The sequence below is a fragment of the Micromonospora tarapacensis genome, assembly GCF_019697375.1.
Lineage (GTDB): Bacteria > Actinomycetota > Actinomycetes > Mycobacteriales > Micromonosporaceae > Micromonospora > Micromonospora tarapacensis.
This window is the reverse complement of the sequence record NZ_JAHCDI010000004.1, coordinates 4,424,841-4,442,046: the sequence shown is the minus strand read 5'-3', so window position 1 is coordinate 4,442,046 and position 17,206 is coordinate 4,424,841. Positions and strand designations below refer to the sequence as shown.

The following is a 17,206-nucleotide window of genomic DNA, read 5'->3' as shown; positions in this document are numbered from 1 at the left end:
TTTCGAGCTGGGAACTGGCGATGTTGGCGATAGCATCTGCTTGCGGGAATATCTGACTGGAGGGCGCAATGCCACGGGCACGATCGGAGGAATGATTGGCGGCGACGCCCCCCCGCCATAGACATCAGGGTCGGACGACTGTTTCCCGCGGGGTCGGGCGGGTGGGGGTTGGCGGAGTTGGATTTGGGCTTGTTGGAGTTCGGCGCTTAGGCCGTACATGATGTTGCGCGCCCGGACGTTCAGGCGTTCCAGGTCGGAGTCCGTTACCGGCGGTTGGTTTGCGCGGCTGGCGGCGGCTGCCTTGGGGTCGGCTGCCGTTTCCTCCCAGGCTTGCTTCAGTTGTTGTTTGCCCGCGTACTCGTCGTAGATCTTCTTGATCTCGGTGCGGCTGGTGCTGAGGGCCTGGGTTGCCGCGGACAGGGCGGTCTGGTTGCTGGCGGCGGCGTCGTGGGTGCGCTGCACCTGGTCGATCAGGCCGTCCAGTTCGGCGAGGTACGCGCGGGACGCTGCGTTGGTCTCCGGCGGCCAGGCGTGGGCGAGGCTCTCGCGGTACGTCCTGAGTCGACCGAGGTGCTGGCCGGCCAGTTCGCAGACCTTGCGCCAACCGGCGACGTGCCGCCAGTGGTTGTCGGTGGCGTGGTCCTGGAGGCAGGCCCACATGTCGGCGACGTTCATCAGGTGCCAGTCGGTCAGGCCGCCGCTGCGGCCGACGCCAGGATCTCTCACGGCAGCACCACCGGGCCCGGCAGGTCGGCGCCGGTCGGGTCGGCGAGCGACGGCGACGGCGCGGGGGCTGGGTGGGGGCAACGTCGGGCCGCCCGAGTGCCCGGTGGATGTCGGCGACGCGTGCCGCGGCGAAGGCATCGGTGTCGCCGTACTGCTCGGCCACGAGCTTGGCCGCCGTCGCCAGATGGCCGGTGGCGTCGCCGACGCCCCAGACCGCGTTGGTCGCCGCCTGTTGGGTTTCCCAGTGTGCGCGCATGAAGTGCACCAGCTCGATGAAGGCGTCAGCCGGATCGGGCACCTTGGTGAGCATGTCGTCGGCGATGTACGTCAGGTGCGGTGCGTAGTTGCCCTCCACCTCGGCACGGAGCTTGTCGGCGAATTCGCGCATCTGGCGGATGTCCGCCTCGACGCCGCCGTAGCTGCTCAACCAGGACGCTGGTCGATCCTCCTCAGGGATCATCGGCCCTCCCAACCTGTCACGACCCCGTTCCCCTGAGTGAGGTTAGACGCTGGGTGCCGCCCCCGGCAGCCCCGACAGGTCACCATAGGCCCCCGGCCGGCGGCCGTGTCGCAAACCGGATCGTCAGCTTGGCAGACCGGAGGCGCGCCACGCGCCGGCGCGTGGCGCCGGCGCCCGGCCCACCGGGCGGCCACTGTGTGCCCACGCCGAGGTGATGGCCGCTGCCGGCCCGGTCGCGGGCCGGGACCGGACCGCGATCGCGCCCACCAACGCGGCCAGTTCCTCGGCCGTCGGCACGCCGCGCACGACCCGGAACAGCGGCTCCTCGACAGACATGACCTCAGGGTACGCGTCGGCAGCTCGACCTTCGTCGCACAGTGGCGTGCCGGCGGTGTGACGGTCGGCGCTGCCGGGTACCGTCTCAGCGATGTCAGAAGCTTCCCCCCAACTCGTCGCCGACCGGTACCGGCTCATCTCGCCGCTCGGTCAGGGCGGCATGGGTCGGGTATGGAAGGCACGCGACGAGGTGTTGCACCGCGACGTCGCGATCAAGGAGTTGGTCCCGCCGCCGGGCCTGACCAACGACGAGCGCCGCGAGATGCGCGAGCGTTCGCTGCGTGAGGCGCGCGCCATCGCCCGGCTCAACAACGTCAACGTGGTACGCATCTTCAACGTGCTCCGCACCGACGGCGACCCGTGGATCGTCATGGAGTATGTGGCGTCCCGGTCGTTGCAGGACGCCCTCGCGGCGGACGGCCCGGTGTCCTCGGCCCAGGCCGTGGAGATCGGGCTGGGCGTGCTGAACGCGCTGAAGGCCGCACACAAGGCCGGCATCATGCACCGCGATGTCAAGCCCGGCAACGTGTTGCTCGGCGACGACGGGCGGGTGGTGCTGACCGACTTCGGACTGGCCACGATTCCCGGCGACCCGAACGTCACCCGCACCGGCATGGTGCTCGGTTCACCCGCCTACATCGCGCCGGAGCGGGCCCGTGACGGAACCTTCGGTCCGGAGGCCGACCTGTGGTCGCTGGGCGCCACGCTCTACGCCGCGGTGGAGGGCAAGTCTCCGTACGCGCGACCGTCGGCGATCAGCACCCTGGCCGCGCTCGCCACCGAGCCGGTGCCGCCGGCCCGCAACGCCGGGCCGCTCAAGCAGGTGCTCGCCGGGCTGCTCCGCAAGGACCCGCAGGAACGGATCACCGCCGAGGCGGCCGAGCACATGCTGCACCGGGCCAGTGGCCGGCGGACCCGGGGCATCTCACTGCTCGGTGGTGCACGCCGGCCCGGCCCGAACGGCCCGCGCGAGCCGCGCCCCCGCTGGTGCCGGCGCCACGCCCGTCCGGTGAGCGGCCCACGACGCCGGTCACTCCGCCCGCGCCACGCACGCCACCCGCCTCCGGGCCACTGGCAGCCGCAGCGGCCGGCTCCACCAGGGACAAGCCGACCGGCGATCCGTCAGCGCCGGACGCCACCTCGGACGCCAAGGTTGCCGAATCCGGCGGCGCGGATGCCGAACCGACGGCGAAGGTCGACGCCGGCCGCGACGTGACACCGACGGCTAGGGTTTCCACCCCCGGGGGGAGCGCGACGGCTGCCCGGCCGGGCGAGCAGGCGGTGGCGGTACCGGAAAACACGACGGACGACACCCCGGGCACGACGCCGGGCCAGGCCGGCACGACCGGCGACGCCCCGGCCACCACGCCGGGCCAGGCCGGCACGCCGGACACGGCTGCGGCGACGGAGGGGCGAGCGGCGGCAACCCCGCCACCGGGCAGGTCGACGGGTCGTCCGCCCCGGCGGCCGAGCCGACCCGTCGGGCCGGATCGCCGGCCGGTGAGGCTGCCCGCGCAGCGTCCCAGACCTCGGTCATGCCAGCGGCGCCGGTGAGCCCGGCGCCGGACCGCGGCTCGATCTTCACCACCGGCCAGTTCCGGTCGGAGCGGACCCGTCGGGTGGTGCTCGTCGGCGCCCTGGTCGGGGTGCTGCTCGTCGGCCTGGTGGTGGCGGTGCCGCTGTTGACCAGCGGCGACGATGACGGCGAGACTCCGCAGGGCGGGTCCGCCACGCCGGGCGCAACCGCGTCGGCGACCTCCGATCCGGCCGCTCCGGCACCGACCGGCGCCCAGGCCAGTCCGTCGGCCCCGCCCAGCCCGTCGGTTTCCCCCAGCCAGTCCGAGCCGGCCGGTGGCGTGCCGGAGGGGTGGACGCTGCGTACCGACCCGGTGGGTTTCAAGGTGCCGGTGCCGGACGGCTGGCGGCGCAGCACCAGTGGCACCGCGGTCATCTACCAGGAGCCGGACGGCGTCCGCGAGCTGCTCATCGATCGCACCGACACGCCGAAGCGGGACGCCGAAGCCGACTGGCGATCGATCGAGCCGGACCGGAAGAACCTCGTGCGCAACTACGAGTACATCGACATCTCCGCGTTCGACTGCAAGTGGCGGACCTGCGCCGACTGGGACTGGCGGGAGACCCGCGACAACACCCGGATCCGGGTCCGCAACCGGGCCTTCGTGCCCGCCAGCAACCGGGGTTTCGCCCTGCGCTGGGAGGTCGCGGATCGGGAGTGGGATGCGCAGCTTGAGAACTTCGAGATGATCTTCCGCGAGTTCGTGCCGGACCGCCAGGACTGATCGGCGCACGACCCTCCGCCGTCCGGGGATGACCGTGCCGGTCGTGCTCGCCGCCCGGCGGCGGGCCTGAGCCCGCCGCCGTCGCGCACGTCAGGTGTTGTTGGCCAGGGCGATCAGCCGGCTGCGGGTGCCGTTCCAGTAGTTGCGGTCGACGCCGCCGCTGATGCCGGGGACGCTGCCGGAGTCGGTGTACTGCCAGAAGCTCCAGAACGGCGCGCCGGCCGGCAGGGAGCCCACCGAGGACGACCAGCGAGCCACCCACAGCGGGTGGTTGGCCCATGGGCCGCTCCAGCTGCCGGTGCACTGGTTCCAGAAGCTGGTGGTGGTGTAGATGACCGCGTAGCGGCCGGTGCGGGAGCGGTAGGTGTTGAGGAAGTCCTGCACCCAGTTGCGCATGCCGGTGGTGCTCAGGCCGTAGCAGTAGCCGCCGCTGTACGGGTTCGCCTCCAGGTCCAGCGCCGCCGGCAGCGTGCGGCTGTCGGCCGACCAGGCGCCGCCGTTGGAGGCCAGGTGGTTCGCCTGCGCCGCGCCGGAGGAGATGTTGGGCCGGGCGAAGTGATACGCGCCGCGGATCACTCCCGCGTAGTACGCGTTCACGTAGTTGGTGTTGAAGTTCGGGTCTCGGTAGCTCGTACCCTCGGTGGCCTTGATGAAGGCGAACTGGATGCCGGAGTTTCGGACGCTCGTCCAGTTGATGGTGCCCTGGTAGCGCGAGACGTCGATGCCCGGCACGGTGGCTGCGGCGGCCGGGGTCGCGGTGGCGACGAGCCCGGCGGCGGCGGTGGCGAGTACGGCGAGCGCGCCGGCGGTCAGCCGGCGCAGCGATCTGGTGCGACCCATTGCGTCCTCCTGAGACGACTGTAGATAGACAGACATCTTTGGGGTCGACTGCCCGCCAGGGCAAGAGGGATTAAGAAAACTTTCAATGTCCCGGTTGTGGTGGCGACCCACCTGGTGATCAACCCAGCGTGGCCGGGTCCACCTGCCAGCGGAACGGCTCGGTGACCCACGGTGCCCTCGTCGTCGGTGTCAGCCACCACGATGTCGGGGGCGGTAGGCTCGCGCCCCATGGTGTCGATCGAGGGCATGACCCAGTTCTGGGACCGCCTGCTCGGCGCGCAGCCCGACCCGCCCCCGCTGTTGGTGGTGCTCACCGGTCTCGCCGCGCTGCTGGTGGTGCTCACCCGGCTGCCGTGGCGGATCGCCCGCAACGCGATCACCATCGCGCACGAGGGCGGTCACGCGCTGGTCGCCGTGCTCACCGGCCGCAAGCTGCGCGGCATCCGGCTGCACTCGGACACCTCGGGGTTGACGCTGTCCGCCGGTCACCCCACCGGCCCCGGCATGGTGCTGACCCTGCTCGCCGGCTATCTCGCGCCGCCTCTGGTCGGCCTGGGTGGGGCGTGGCTGCTGGCCGGCAACCGGATCACCCTGCTGCTCTGGGTCGCCGTGGCCCTGCTGCTGGCGATGCTGATCATGATCCGCAACGTGTTCGGGATGCTCTCGTTGCTGGTCACCGGCGGTGTGGTGCTCGCCGTCTCGTGGTACGCCACTCCGCAGGTGCAGGCCGCCTTCGCCTGGACCTGCGTGTGGTTCCTGCTGCTCGGCGGCGTACGCCCGGTGGTGGAGCTGCAACGGCTGCGCTCCCGGCGCGGGATGCCGGCCTCCGACGCGGACCAACTGGCGGGGATCACCCCGTTCCCGGCGTTCTTCTGGGTGGTCCTCTTCGGCCTGGTCAACCTCGTCGTGCTGGTGGTGGGTGGCCTGATGCTGGCCGGCCCGCTGCTCGCCCAGGCCGGCATCTCCTGGTAGCCCGCGGTCAGGGCCCAGCGCTACAGCGGGATGTTGCCGTGCTTCTTGGGCGGGAGGGTCTCGCGCTTGGTCCGTAGCACCCGCAGGGCGCGGACGATCTGGGTACGGGTCTCGTGCGGCGGGATCACCGCGTCGACGTAGCCACGTTCGGCGGCCACGTACGGGTTGGCCAGGGTGTCCTCGTACTCGGCGATCTTCTCGGCGCGGACGGCGGCCGGATCCTCGGCGGCGGCGAGTTCCTGCCGGTAGAGGATGTTCACCGCGCCCTGCGCGCCCATCACCGCGATCTGCGCGGTCGGCCAGGCGAAGTTGAGGTCCGCCCCCAGGTGCTTGGAGCCCATCACGTCGTACGCCCCGCCGTACGCCTTGCGGGTGATGACGGTGACCTTCGGCACGGTGGCCTCGGCGTACGCGTAGATGAGCTTGGCGCCCCGGCGGATGATGCCGTCCCACTCCTGGCCGGTGCCGGGCAGGAAGCCGGGCACGTCCACGAAGGTCAGCACCGGGATGTTGAACGCGTCGCAGGTGCGCACGAACCGGGCGGCCTTCTCGCTGGCCGCGATGTCCAGCGTGCCGGCGAAGTGCATCGGCTGGTTGGCCACCACGCCGACCGGCCGGCCCTCGACCCGGCCGAAGCCGACCACCATGTTCTGCGCGTAGAGCGGCTGGACCTCCAGGAACTCCCCGTCGTCCAGCACGTGTTCGATCACCCGGTGCATGTCGTACGGCTGGTTGGCCGAGTCCGGGATCAGCGTGTCCAGCTCCCGATCGGTGTCGGTGACGGCCAGGTCCGCGTCGACGGCGAAGACCGGTGGCTCGTCGAGGTTGTTCGACGGCAGGTGGGACAGCAGCGCCCGCACGTAGTCGACCGCGTCGGACTCGTCGGTGGCGAGGTAGTGCGCGTTGCCGCTGCGGGCGTTGTGGGTGCGGGCCCCACCCAGCTCCTCCATGCCGACGTCCTCACCGGTGACGGTCTTGATGACGTCCGGGCCGGTGATGAACATGTGCGAGGTCTGGTCGACCATCACGGTGAAGTCGGTGACGGCGGGGGAGTAGACCGCGCCACCCGCGCACGGGCCCATGATGAGCGAGATCTGCGGGATGACGCCGCTGGCCCGGACGTTGCGGAAGAAGATCTCACCGTAGAGGCCGAGCGAGGCCACGCCCTCCTGGATCCGGGCGCCGCCGGAGTCGTTGATGCCGACGACCGGGCAGCCGATCTTCATGGCCAGGTCCATCACCTTGACGATCTTCTCGCCGAAGACCTCGCCGAGGGAGCCGCCGAAGACGGTGAAGTCCTGGGCGAAGACGCAGACCTGCCGGCCGTCGACGGTGCCGTAGCCGGTGATCACGCCGTCGCCGTAGGGGCGGGTCTTCGCCAGGCCGAAGTTGGTGGACCGGTGCCGGGCGAACTCGTCCAGCTCGACGAAGGAGCCCTCGTCGAGCAGCATCTCGATCCGCTCCCGGGCGGTCTTCTTGCCCCGCGCGTGCTGCTTCTCCACGGCGCGGGCCGACCCGGCGTGCACCGCCTCGTCGACCCGACGCTCCAGGTCCGCCAGCTTGCCCGCGGTGCTGTGGATGTTGGTCCCGGTCTCCGTAGTCACCCTGGGAATATAACGACGGTTCAGGTCGCCGCCGCTGTGCCGTACGCCTCACCGGCCGCGTCGTAGGCTGGCGGGATGCCGGGCTCGCCGTACACCGATCTGGACCGCCCGCCGCTGTCGGCGGCGCGGCTGCGCCGGGCACTGGTCGCGCCGTACGGCCCGTGGTCACGGCTGGAGCTGCGGGCAGAGACCGGTTCCACAAACGCCGACGCCGCCGAGGCGGCCCGCGCCGGGGAGCCGGAGGGCCTCGTGGTGGTCGCCGAGCGGCAGACCGCCGGGCGTGGGCGGCGGGGGCGGGTCTGGCAGTCGCCCCCGCGGGCCGGCATCGCGACCAGCGTGCTGCTGCGGCCCGGTGTGGCCGCGCCGGAGAACGGCTGGGCCGCGGCACCCCGGCGGGGTACGGCTGGCTGCCGCTGCTGGCCGGCGTGGCGCTGGTCGAGGCGGTGACCCTGCTGGCCGAACTGGACGCCGCCCTGAAATGGCCGAACGACCTGCTCGTGGCGGGCGCCAAGTGCGCCGGGATCCTCGCCGAGGGGGTGCCCGGTCCGGCCCCGAACGATCCGCCGGCGGTGGTGCTCGGTATCGGGCTGAACGTCACCCTGCGCGCCGACGAGTTGCCGCAGCATCCCACCGGTCTGCCGGCCACCTCGTTGCAACTGGCCGGCGCGACGGCCACCGACCGGGATCCGCTGCTGCGGGCCCTGCTCCGCTCGATCGCCGACTGGTACGCCCGGTGGCGGGCCGCCGGTGGGGATGCGGTGGCCAGTGGCCTGCGGGACGCGTACCTGGCGGTCTGCGGCACCGTCGGCCGCGAGGTGCGGGCGTTGTTGCCCGAGGGCGCGGAGTTCACCGGCACCGCCACCGGCGTGGATTCCGACGGTCAACTGGTCGTCGCCACCCCCATGGGGGAGCGCCACCTGGCCGCCGCCGACATCCGTCACCTCCGCTGACCCAGGCCGGTCAGTTGATCATGAGCTTGTGGCGGGCGACGCGCCACCCAGGGGGGACCTTCATGATCAATAGCGGGGTGGGCGTGGGTGGTAACGAGCCGCGTGGCGGATGTGAGGCGGTGGCGGTGGGGGGTTACGGTCTGCGCGTCCGTTCCTGCGAGGAGGTTGCCGTGGCGTTTCCCGAAGACGTGCTCAGCGAGGACGAGCACGTCGTTCTGCACCTGCATCCGCACTGGAGGGCCCTGAGCGGCCCGGTGGCGGTGCTGTTGTTCGCCGTCGCCGCGGTGGCGGTCGGCGTGCTGTTCCTGCCTTCGGGCGGGGGCGGCTCGATCACGCTCGCCGTGATCGGCGGGCTGGCACTGCTGGCGGTGCTGTGGCTGGCGGTGTGGCCGTACGTGGTCTGGCGGAGCACCCACTATCTGTTCACCAACGAGCGGGTGCTGCTGCAGCACGGCGTGTTCTCCCGGGAGCGGCGGGACATTCCGCTCAGCCGGGTCAACGACCACTCGATGAGTCAGCGTTTCCTGGGGCGGATCATGGGCTACGGCACCCTCACCATCGAGTCGGCCGGTGAGCGTGGGCAGTCGGTGCTGCCCGACGTGCCAAAGGTCGACCAGGTCCAGACGAAGCTCTACGAACTCGTCGAGGCGTTCCACGACCGGCACTCGCTCGGTGACGGTGAGCTGCGCGAGATCTTCGCCGAGCGGGACAAGAGGGCCGAGGCCTAGCTCAGCGCCGGCGGGGGCGGCGGGAGGTCGGGGTCGGCTGCAGTTGCGTGGCCAACTCGGCCTCCAGTTCGGCGTCCAACGCCGCCGTCAACTCGGCCTCGCCGCGCAGCGGCGCGGACCTCGGCTGGACCGGCCGGGGCGGTGCGGGCTCCTCTTCCTCAAGTTCGGTGACGGATTCGGCGAGTTCGGCCACCGGATCCATCCCCGCCATCGAGTCCCACTCGTCACGCGGCAGGCCGTGCCAGCCCGGTGCCGTCGCGGCGGGCGCTGCCCGCTGGAAGACGAAGGTCCGGTACGACCAGAAACGGAACAGCGTCGCCAGCACCACGCCCCCGGTCTTGGCGACGTTCAGCGCCAGCAGGCCGGTCACGCCCAGTCCGTACTTGGCGGCGGCGAGGACGCCCAGTTCGATGAGCAGGCCCACCCCGTTGAAAAGGAAGAACAGGGCATATTCGCGCTGCATGGCCGATTTTGGTCGATCCCGGTACGTCCAGTGTCGATTCATCAGATACGATGTGATTGTCGCGACGATCGTGGCGACGACGGTCGCCTTCAACTGACCATCGACAAAGACCGTGAGTGCGAGTGCGTTGAACACCGCGTAATTGATGACCGTGTTGATGCCACCGACCAGGCCGAACTTGAGCGCCTCCTGCAGGAACTTCTGCCAGCGCTCAGACAGCTGACGGACGAAAGGCATGCGAAACACCTTAGGACAGTGGGTCAGGGTCGGCTGGTTTCCGATCGAACGAGTGGGGGGCAGATCACGCCCCACGCTCCTGGTTCGCTTCCGCGACCGGTGGGGTTCCCGCTTCCACGAAGACGAACCGCCGGTACGACCAGAATCGGAACAGCGTGCCGAGCCCGGTGCCCACGACGAAGCTGGCGATGTTGTCGGCCAGCCGGGTCTGGAAGACCGTGGGCCAGATGCTGCCGAGCCCGTACCGGCTGATGGCCAGGCAGGCCACCGCGATGCCCAGACCCACCGCGTTGAAGAAGAAGAACAGGGCGTACTCGCGCGCCGGGTTGGAGCGTTTGCGGTGCCGCCACGTCCAGAACCGGTTTCCGACGAAGGCGAAGGACGCCGCGAGCACCGTGGAAATGGTCTTGGCGGTGACCTGCTCCACGCCCTGCGGGCCGATCAGATAGTTGAACAGGGCGAAGTCGACGAGGAAGGCGACCCCGCCCACGGTCGCGAACTTGCTGAGCTCCCGGATGAGATGACCGAAACGGTCGATCAGGGAGCGGACCAGACCCGGACGGGTCTGCCGGGAGCCAGGCTCCCCGGTCATCGTGGCGGCCACCGTGCGAGCCTACCGGTTGGCCGACCCGCGGATGAGCAGCCACGGGCACCGGGGTCCGCCGGTGGGGCGGCGCGAACGGGCACGAACGGAGCGTAACCGGATCCGTGCATTCCGGTGTTGTTTTCCCCTTTCGCGCCCGCGGTCGGAAAACGCCGCCAGCGTCTCCGCCCGGTGGCGCCCGATCCGAGGTTCACCGCAGGATTTGCGTGAAACTGCTCGTGAAAGCGGGTAAAGGCTCGTGATGCCGCAGCGTGGCCGTACCTTGTGCAGTTCTTCACAACCAGTCCCACTGACTGGGGAGGTCCATCGGTTTACGCTGAGGCCAATCCCAGGTTTCCACGAAGGCGACGCATCGCGGCGCCACGACTCGTGCACTCCATAGACCGGTCAGCGTCGACCACAAGGAGATGTGTCATGGTTGCTCCGGCCACCGTTCGGGGTATCGATCAGGCCCCTACGTCCCACCCGAAACTCCTCGCCTGGGTCCGTGAGGTCGCTGAACTGACCACCCCCGACCAGGTCGTCTGGGTGGACGGGTCCGATCAGGAATGGCGTCGCCTCACCGACGAACTGGTCGAGGCCGGCACCCTCGTCCGGTTGAACCCCGAGAAGAAGCCCAACTCGTTCTACGCGCGTACGGACCCGACGGACGTCGCCCGGGTCGAGGAGAGCACCTTCATCTGCTCCGTGGACGAGGCGGACGCCGGGCCCACCAACAACTGGATGGCGCCCGCCGAGATGAAGCGGACCATGACGGAGCTGTACCGCGGCTCGATGCGTGGCCGGACGATGTACGTCATCCCGTTCGTCATGGGTCCGGTCGAGGCCGAGAACCCGATGTTCGGCGTGGAGATCACCGACAGCCCGTACGTGGTCGCCTCGATGCGGATCATGACCAGGATGGGTACCAGGATCCTCGAGGCGATGGGCGACGACGCGGACTTCGTGCACGCCCTGCACTCGATCGGCGCGCCGCTCGCCCCCGGCCAGCAGGACGTCGCCTGGCCGTGCAACGACACCAAGTACATCTCGCACTTCCCGGAGACCCGCGAGATCTGGTCCTTCGGCTCCGGCTACGGCGGCAACTCGCTGCTCGGCAAGAAGTGCTACTCGCTGCGGATCGCCAGTGTGATGGGTCGCGACGAGGGTTGGCTCGCCGAGCACATGCTGATCCTGAAGATCACCTCTCCGGAGGGGCGGGTCTACCACATCGCCGGTGCCTTCCCGTCGGCCTGCGGCAAGACCAACCTGGCCATGCTGGAGCCGACGATCCCGGGCTGGAAGGTCGAGACGATCGGCGACGACATCGCCTGGATGCGTTTCGGCCCGGACGGCCGGCTCTACGCGGTCAACCCGGAGTACGGCCTGTTCGGCGTCGCGCCCGGCACCGACTGGAAGACCAACGCCAACGCGATGCGGACGCTCGACCGCGGCAACTCCATCTTCACCAACGTCGCCCTCACCGACGACGGCGACATCTGGTGGGAGGGCATGGGTGAGCCGCCCGCGCACCTGATCGACTGGAAGGGCAACGACTGGACGCCGGAGAGCGACCAGCTCTCCTCGCACGCGAACAGCCGGTTCTGCACCCCGATCACCCAATGCCCGATCCTCGCCGAGGACTACTACGACCCGAACGGCGTGCCGATCGACGCCATCCTGTTCGGTGGCCGGCGCCGGGACACCGTGCCGTTGGTGACCGAGGCCCGGGACTGGGTGCACGGGGTCTACCTGGGCGCCACGCTCTCCTCGGAGACCACCGCCGCCGCCTCCGGCGCGGTCGGTGTGGTCCGCCGTGACCCGATGGCCATGCTGCCGTTCATCGGCTACCACGGTGGCGACTACTTCCGGCACTGGATCGAGATGGGAAAGGGCACCGACGGCGACGAGTCCAAGCTGCCCCGGATCTACTACGTCAACTGGTTCCGCAAGGATCCGGAGGGCGGCTTCCTCTGGCCGGGCTTCGGCGAGAACTCGCGGGTGCTCAAGTGGGTCATCGAGCGGATCGAGGGTCGGGCAGAGGCCGTGGAGACGCCGATCGGCATGGTCCCCGCGCTGGACTCGCTCGACGTCGACGGGCTGGACATGACGCCGGAGGACGTCCGGATCGCCCTGAAGGTCGACCCGGACGAGTGGCGCGACGAACTGCCACTGGTCACCGAGTGGTTCGACAAGTTCGGCGACAAGCTGCCCGGTGTCCTCTGGGCCGAGTTGGACGCCCTGCGGGCCCGCCTCGACGCGGAGCAGCCCCAGCGGGGGGTGTGATCGACGCCGGATCCGGGCATCATCGGATCCCATGAGGACGGCCGCCGAGACCGAGGTCCGGCGGCCGTCCGCCGTCCGGGCGCTGACCGCGCTGCTCGCGGTGACCGCCGCGGCCACCGTCGTGGTCGAGGTCCTCAACTGGTGGTACGCGCCGGAGCAGGGCTTCGGTCTCGCCGTACGCACCGGCTGGGCGATGCTGCGTTCCTTCGGCTTCCTGCTGCTCATCGGGCACGTGCGACGCGGCCGGACGGTGGCCCGCCCGTTCGCCCTGATCCTCGCCGTGACCACGGTCTTCGCGGTCGGCCGGCTGATCGTGCCCCGGCAAGGGGTGCCACCGCTGCCCGGGCTGCTCGGCTTCGCCCTGCTCACCACGCTCTGCGCGGCCGTGGTCTGGCTGCTGTACCGGTCTCCGGCGCTCGCCGGGCACCTGGTGCGGCATCGGCCCCGCCTGGTCATCGACCGCTCCGGGGTCTCCTGGCGGGAGACGCCACCACGCCGGCCGGAGGCGAGCGCCTGGCTGTTGACCAGCCGGGTCGCCGCGTTCACGTACAGCCCGCTGATGCTGGTGCCGGCCCTGGTCGCCGCCGGCGCGATCCTGGACGGGCGACTGCTCGCCGTGCCCGCGGTGCTGATCTGGCTGGGCGCCGGCATCGCGACCAGCTACCTTGTGCTGTTCTGCACCGCCTTCCTGATGCGCGGCCGGCGCTGGGCCGGCACCCTGCTCGTCGTGGTCACCGTCGCGGTGCTCGCCGTCGACCTCCCGTTGTGCTGGTGGCTGCTCGGCGTCGACGGCCTGGTCCGCGACGGTGCACCCCTGATCGTCGCCGCCATGCTTACCGTCTACGGCATCCGTCGCGCCACCCACCCCACCCCACCCCCACCTGACCCCCACCCCCACCCGCCCCAAGATCCGGGCAACTTCAGGGTTGTTGCTGCCTCAGCCGAGCCTGAGGCAGCAACAACAGGCAAGTTGTTCGGATCTTGAATGCGTCAGGTGCTGCCGGGGGCGGCCACGCTTGCTCTGCTTCACCTGGCGCACCGGATCCGGGACGATCGCAGTGCGTTGGGTGAAGCAGAGCAAGCGTGGCCGGAGCGAGACGGCTGGGGAGGCGGCTACGTGTGAGGTGGCCGGTCCGAGTGGGCTGGGGTCGAGGGTGGTCAGGTCGAGATGGCCGGGTGTGAGCCAGGGCCGCCTGGTGCTCAGGGCGACTGCGCCCCTCCCATCCCGGCCAGGAATAGGGCGGGATGGGGAGGTCGTCCACCACGGGCGGTGCGGGGGCGGAACGGGAAGGCCGTCTATCACGGGCGCTACGGGTGGTCGGTGGTGGGTGCAGCGGGAGGAGGGGCTGTGCGCGACGAGTTTGACGTGGTCGTAGTCGGGGCGGGCCCGGCGGGGGCGGCTGCCGCGTTGGCGGCCCGCCAGGCGGGTGCCGAGGTATTGCTGTTGGACCGGGCCGAGTTTCCCCGGGACAAGGCCTGCGGTGACGGTATCGCCGCGCACGCGTTGGACGTACTCGCCGAGTTGGGTGTGCGTGACGCGGTGGCCGATTTTGCGCCGGTGCCGGCGCTGCGGCTGGTGGCGCCGGACGGCGGTGCGGTGGCGCGGGCGCTGCCGAGGCCCGCGTACACCGTGCCGCGGAAGGTCTTCGACGCCCGGCTGGTGGCGGCGGCGGTCGGTGCCGGTGTGGTGCTGGGCCGCCGGGCGGTCCGCCGGGTCGAGGTGCGCGCCGACCGGGTGGTGCTGGACGGGGAGATCTCCGCCGGGGTGGTGGTCGGCGCGGACGGTGCCGGCTCCGTCGTCCGCCGCGCACTGGGTCAGCGGGACAATCCGGATCGCCACCTCGCGCTGGCGATCCGCGGGTACGCGCCCGCGCCGCCCGGCCCGCCGGTGCAGCTCATCGTCACCTCGGCCGCCCGCTGGCCGGCGTACGCGTGGTCGTTCCCGATCGGTGACGGCCGGGCGAACGTGGGGTACGGGGAGGTGCTGCGGGGTGCGCCGCTGACCCGCGCACACCTGCTCGACCGGCTCGTCGCGCTGCTGCCCGGCACGGATCCGGCGGGCGTCAGCGGGCTGCGGGCCCATCATCTGCCGCTGTCCACGTTCCGGCCGCCGCCCGGCCGGGGCCGGGTGCTGCTCGCCGGCGACGCACTCTCGTTGATCAACCCGCTCACCGGCGAGGGGATCTTCTACGCGCTGCGTTCCGGCGCGCTGGCCGGGGCGGCCGTGACGGGTGCACCCGAACAGGCCGCGCGACGCTACGCCGCCGCGTTGCGTCACCGGCTCGGTGTCCACCTGCGGCACAGCTCGGCGGCGGCCGGGCTGGCCCGGTATCGCCGGACGGTGGACGCGGCGGTGCTGGCTGCCGGACGTGACGAGCGGGTCTTCGGCACCGTGGCCGAGCTGGGGCTGGGCGACGGTCGTTTGGACGCTCGGACGCTCGTCCGGATCGCCCTCGGCCTGTCGGCGTGGCATCGGCCACCGGCACAATGATCCGCGCGGCGGCTCGCTAGGCTGCAGGTGATGACTCTGCGGAAAATTCTCTACTCCGTCTACGAGCGGCGGCTGACGGCCAAGCTCGCGGGCTGTCCGGTGCCCCAGCATGTGGGCGTGATGTGCGATGGCAACCGCAGATGGGCCCGGGAGATGGGCTTTGTCGATCCGAACGACGGGCACCGGATGGGCGCCGAGCGGATCAAGGAGCTGCTGCGCTGGTGTGACGCCGCCGGGGTGGGGCATGTGACGCTCTGGCTGCTCTCCACCGACAATCTCTCGCGTCCGGCGGCGGAACTCGATCCGCTGCTCCAGATCATCGAGGACCTGACCACCGAGCTCGCCGAGGAGGGCAACCCCTGGCGGCTGCGGATGGTCGGCGCGCTCGACGTGCTGCCGGCGCGCCTCGCGACCGCCCTGAAGACGGCGGAGGAGCGGACCCGGGAGCGGCGGCGGCCCGCAGGTCAACATCGCCGTCGGGTACGGCGGCCGGCGGGAGATCGCCGACGCGGTGCGCTCGCTGTTGCTGGAACACGCGGCGAGCGGCGGCACGTTGGAGGAGCTGGCCGGCTCACTCGACGTCGACGACATCTCGGAACACCTCTACACCCGAGGGCTGCCGGATCCGGATCTGATCATCCGGACCAGCGGCGAGCAGCGCCTGTCGGGTTTCATGCTCTGGCAGTCGGCGCACTCGGAGTTCTACTTCTGCGAGCTGAACTGGCCCGACTTCCGGCGGGTCGACTTCCTTCGCGCCCTGCGCTCGTACGCGACCCGTCAGCGCCGCTACGGCGTCTGACCCTGACCTCTGCCCCCGCCCGGCTCAGGCGAGCTGGTGGTTGGCCTCGGTGAGGAAGTCGCCCAGGGCGGCCGGGGAATCGATGGTGAGGTCGGCGGCCTCGGCGACCTCGTCACCGGTCTCCGGGTTGGCGACGGCGACGCAGACACCCAGGAAGTCGGGGTCGGCCGCGGCGCGGGCGCGCAGCGCGGCGAAGGCCTTGATGTCGGAGACGTCGTCACCGAAGTACCAGGCTCCGCGCGCCCCCTGCACCAGCTCGTCGATCACCATGCCCTTGTCCCGGTCGACGGGCGGCTTGACCTCCAGCACCATCCGCCCGATCTGCACCCGCAGGCCGAGCCGCTCGGCCTGATCGCGACCCCACTGCTCGACCGGGGCGGCCAGCTGTGGGGCGGTACGCCAGTGCAGGGCCACGGAGAGCCGCTTGTACTCGACGAGGGCTCCCGGTGGCAGTTCGGCGCGGGCGAGGTCGGCGAGTTCGGCCATCGTCGGCACCCACGGCAGCGCGGCCGGCTCGGTGACGGTGTCGCCGCCGGAGTGGCTGTGTTCCAGGCCGTAGAGCCCGAACAGGTCGACGCCGACGAGCCCGTCGAAGTGCTCCCGCAGGAACTCCACCGGTCGGGCGGAGACGATCGCGATGCGCCGTACTCTCGGGGCGAGCGCCTCGATGGCGGCCAGCACCTTCGGTGCGGGCTGCACCTGTGTCGGATCGTCGGCGACCGGCGCGAGGGTGCCGTCGAAGTCGAAGAAGAGGACGGTCTCGGCCGCCCGGTCGGCGGTCGTCCGCCAGGCATGGTCGGCGTTCAGCGGGGTTTTCGGCTGCTGGTTGCCCAGATTCAACGGCGGCACGCGCGACAGCGTACCCCGGGTTCGGCCGGTCAATCCTGGCCTGAAATCCGGCGCGGGTGACAGGTGTGATCAGCGTTCGGCGGCTCCACGTCCCCGGCGCCCGAACGGCACCACGGCCGCCTCCTGGCCGTGGCTGAGCAGGTAGCCCTCCACGAAGCCGGAGTTCCGGTCGCCGGTGTGTGTCTCGATCTCCCGCAGCCGCTCCACCAGGAACTCGGTGAGTGCGGTGAGCCGGTCGTTGAGCCGGTCGTGCAACTCGGCGACGACGGCCAGGACGATCGCGGTGCTCGCGGTGCTGAGCGCGAAGAGGTTGACGAGCAGGGGAAGCTGCCCGCCGTTCAGGGCCAGGGTCACCGCGTTGCCGGTGACGCAGAGCGTCACCGAGACCGTTGCGACCACGACTGCCAACCATTTCAGGGTCATGGAGAGACCCCCTTCTGTCCCGCAGGGCTGGGTTCGGCCTTGTCCCGTCCCCCCGCCGACGACGAGCCCAAGCAGTACGAATACGGACGCTAGCGCGCCCGTTCCCGCCCCGTAGCGAAACGAATGAGGCTGACCTGCCGTTCTTTCGCCATCTGAGGA

At 70.8% G+C, this 17,206-nt stretch carries 13 protein-coding genes and 5 pseudogenes; 9 read left to right on the top strand and 9 right to left on the bottom strand.

Features of this window, described 5'->3' with window-relative positions; genetic code table 11:
• Positions 1 to 722: 722 nt before the first annotated feature.
• A pseudogene (locus tag KIF24_RS35220) lies at positions 723 to 1,186 on the bottom strand (hypothetical protein).
• Between the two features lie 123 nt (positions 1,187 to 1,309).
• Complete coding sequence (locus KIF24_RS26145) at positions 1,310 to 1,522, bottom strand: acyl-CoA carboxylase subunit epsilon (protein WP_221086297.1); 213 nt, start codon at positions 1,520 to 1,522, stop codon at positions 1,310 to 1,312.
• Between the two features lie 91 nt (positions 1,523 to 1,613).
• On the opposite strand from KIF24_RS26145, the pseudogene KIF24_RS26140 reads away from it, so the two are divergent.
• Positions 1,614 to 2,983 (top strand): annotated as a pseudogene (locus KIF24_RS26140) (protein kinase domain-containing protein); the annotation flags it as partial.
• Positions 2,984 to 3,057: 74 nt separating this feature from the next.
• Positions 3,058 to 3,822: a hypothetical protein gene (locus tag KIF24_RS26135; RefSeq protein WP_221086296.1), complete on the top strand. Its 765-nt coding sequence runs from the start codon at positions 3,058 to 3,060 to the stop codon at positions 3,820 to 3,822.
• A 90-nt stretch (positions 3,823 to 3,912) separates the two neighbouring features.
• On the opposite strand, the gene KIF24_RS26130 is transcribed toward KIF24_RS26135, so the two are convergent.
• A complete protein-coding gene (locus KIF24_RS26130) occupies positions 3,913 to 4,662 on the bottom strand; it encodes a GH25 family lysozyme (protein ID WP_221086295.1) in 750 nt (249 codons plus the stop codon).
• Between the two features lie 228 nt (positions 4,663 to 4,890).
• On the opposite strand from KIF24_RS26130, the gene KIF24_RS26125 reads away from it, so the two are divergent.
• On the top strand, positions 4,891 to 5,634 hold the full coding sequence (locus KIF24_RS26125; RefSeq protein WP_221086294.1) for a M50 family metallopeptidase: 744 nt from the start codon (positions 4,891 to 4,893) through the stop codon (positions 5,632 to 5,634).
• A 20-nt stretch (positions 5,635 to 5,654) separates the two neighbouring features.
• Here KIF24_RS26125 and KIF24_RS26120 read toward each other — a convergent pair whose 3' ends face one another.
• A complete protein-coding gene (locus tag KIF24_RS26120; protein WP_221086293.1) occupies positions 5,655 to 7,238 on the bottom strand; it encodes an acyl-CoA carboxylase subunit beta in 1,584 nt (527 codons plus the stop codon).
• A gap of 75 nt (positions 7,239 to 7,313) precedes the next feature.
• Here KIF24_RS26120 and KIF24_RS26115 point away from each other — a divergent pair.
• Both KIF24_RS26115 and KIF24_RS26110 read left to right on the top strand, forming a co-directional pair.
• Positions 7,314 to 8,188: pseudogene (locus KIF24_RS26115) on the top strand (biotin--[acetyl-CoA-carboxylase] ligase).
• Positions 8,189 to 8,358: 170 nt separating this feature from the next.
• Positions 8,359 to 8,916 carry a PH domain-containing protein gene (locus KIF24_RS26110; RefSeq protein WP_221086292.1) on the top strand — a complete coding sequence of 186 codons (558 nt, stop codon included), beginning with the start codon at positions 8,359 to 8,361 and terminating at the stop codon, positions 8,914 to 8,916.
• Position 8,917: 1 nt separating this feature from the next.
• On the opposite strand, the gene KIF24_RS26105 is transcribed toward KIF24_RS26110, so the two are convergent.
• The 3 genes and pseudogenes from KIF24_RS26105 to KIF24_RS35215 all read right to left on the bottom strand — a co-directional run.
• Positions 8,918 to 9,616, bottom strand: a complete 699-nt coding sequence (locus KIF24_RS26105) for a GtrA family protein (RefSeq protein WP_221087554.1) — start codon at positions 9,614 to 9,616, stop codon at positions 8,918 to 8,920.
• A gap of 64 nt (positions 9,617 to 9,680) precedes the next feature.
• A complete protein-coding gene (locus KIF24_RS26100) occupies positions 9,681 to 10,208 on the bottom strand; it encodes a GtrA family protein (RefSeq protein ID WP_221086291.1) in 528 nt (175 codons plus the stop codon).
• Positions 10,209 to 10,407: 199 nt separating this feature from the next.
• Positions 10,408 to 10,498: pseudogene (locus KIF24_RS35215) on the bottom strand (GtrA family protein); the annotation flags it as partial.
• Positions 10,499 to 10,634: 136 nt separating this feature from the next.
• Between KIF24_RS35215 and KIF24_RS26095 the strand changes: the two are divergent.
• The 4 genes and pseudogenes from KIF24_RS26095 (at position 10,635) to KIF24_RS26080 (ending at position 15,775) form a co-directional block, all read left to right on the top strand.
• A complete protein-coding gene (locus KIF24_RS26095; protein WP_221086290.1) occupies positions 10,635 to 12,485 on the top strand; it encodes a phosphoenolpyruvate carboxykinase (GTP) in 1,851 nt (616 codons plus the stop codon).
• A gap of 31 nt (positions 12,486 to 12,516) precedes the next feature.
• Positions 12,517 to 13,470: a hypothetical protein gene (locus KIF24_RS26090; RefSeq protein WP_230415903.1), complete on the top strand. Its 954-nt coding sequence runs from the start codon at positions 12,517 to 12,519 to the stop codon at positions 13,468 to 13,470.
• A 336-nt stretch (positions 13,471 to 13,806) separates the two neighbouring features.
• Entirely contained in the window at positions 13,807 to 14,976 is a 1,170-nt protein-coding gene (locus KIF24_RS26085) for a geranylgeranyl reductase family protein (RefSeq protein ID WP_407939962.1), read from the top strand.
• A 30-nt stretch (positions 14,977 to 15,006) separates the two neighbouring features.
• Positions 15,007 to 15,775: pseudogene (locus KIF24_RS26080) on the top strand (isoprenyl transferase).
• A 24-nt stretch (positions 15,776 to 15,799) separates the two neighbouring features.
• On the opposite strand, the gene otsB reads toward KIF24_RS26080, so the two are convergent.
• Complete coding sequence (otsB, locus tag KIF24_RS26075) at positions 15,800 to 16,624, bottom strand: trehalose-phosphatase (protein WP_221086288.1); 825 nt, start codon at positions 16,622 to 16,624, stop codon at positions 15,800 to 15,802.
• Positions 16,625 to 16,693: 69 nt separating this feature from the next.
• Positions 16,694 to 17,047 carry a hypothetical protein gene (locus KIF24_RS26070; protein WP_221086287.1) on the bottom strand — a complete coding sequence of 118 codons (354 nt, stop codon included), beginning with the start codon at positions 17,045 to 17,047 and terminating at the stop codon, positions 16,694 to 16,696.
• Positions 17,048 to 17,206: the final 159 nt, after the last annotated feature.

Bases quoted from the DNA above. Each gene is read 5' to 3' on its own strand.
- KIF24_RS26100 (WP_221086291.1), bottom strand. From the start codon at position 10,208: ATGACCGGGGAGCCTGGCTCCCGGCAGACCCGTCCGGGTCTGGTCCGC.
- KIF24_RS26145 (WP_221086297.1), bottom strand. From the start codon at position 1,522: ATGTCTGTCGAGGAGCCGCTGTTCCGGGTCGTGCGCGGCGTGCCGACG.
- KIF24_RS26090 (WP_230415903.1), top strand. From the start codon at position 12,517: ATGAGGACGGCCGCCGAGACCGAGGTCCGGCGGCCGTCCGCCGTCCGG.
- KIF24_RS26135 (WP_221086296.1), top strand. From the start codon at position 3,058: ATGCCAGCGGCGCCGGTGAGCCCGGCGCCGGACCGCGGCTCGATCTTC.
- KIF24_RS26130 (WP_221086295.1), bottom strand. From the start codon at position 4,662: ATGGGTCGCACCAGATCGCTGCGCCGGCTGACCGCCGGCGCGCTCGCC.
- KIF24_RS26095 (WP_221086290.1), top strand. From the start codon at position 10,635: ATGGTTGCTCCGGCCACCGTTCGGGGTATCGATCAGGCCCCTACGTCC.
- KIF24_RS26070 (WP_221086287.1), bottom strand. From the start codon at position 17,047: ATGACCCTGAAATGGTTGGCAGTCGTGGTCGCAACGGTCTCGGTGACG.
- KIF24_RS26105 (WP_221087554.1), bottom strand. From the start codon at position 9,616: ATGCCTTTCGTCCGTCAGCTGTCTGAGCGCTGGCAGAAGTTCCTGCAG.
- KIF24_RS26125 (WP_221086294.1), top strand. From the start codon at position 4,891: ATGGTGTCGATCGAGGGCATGACCCAGTTCTGGGACCGCCTGCTCGGC.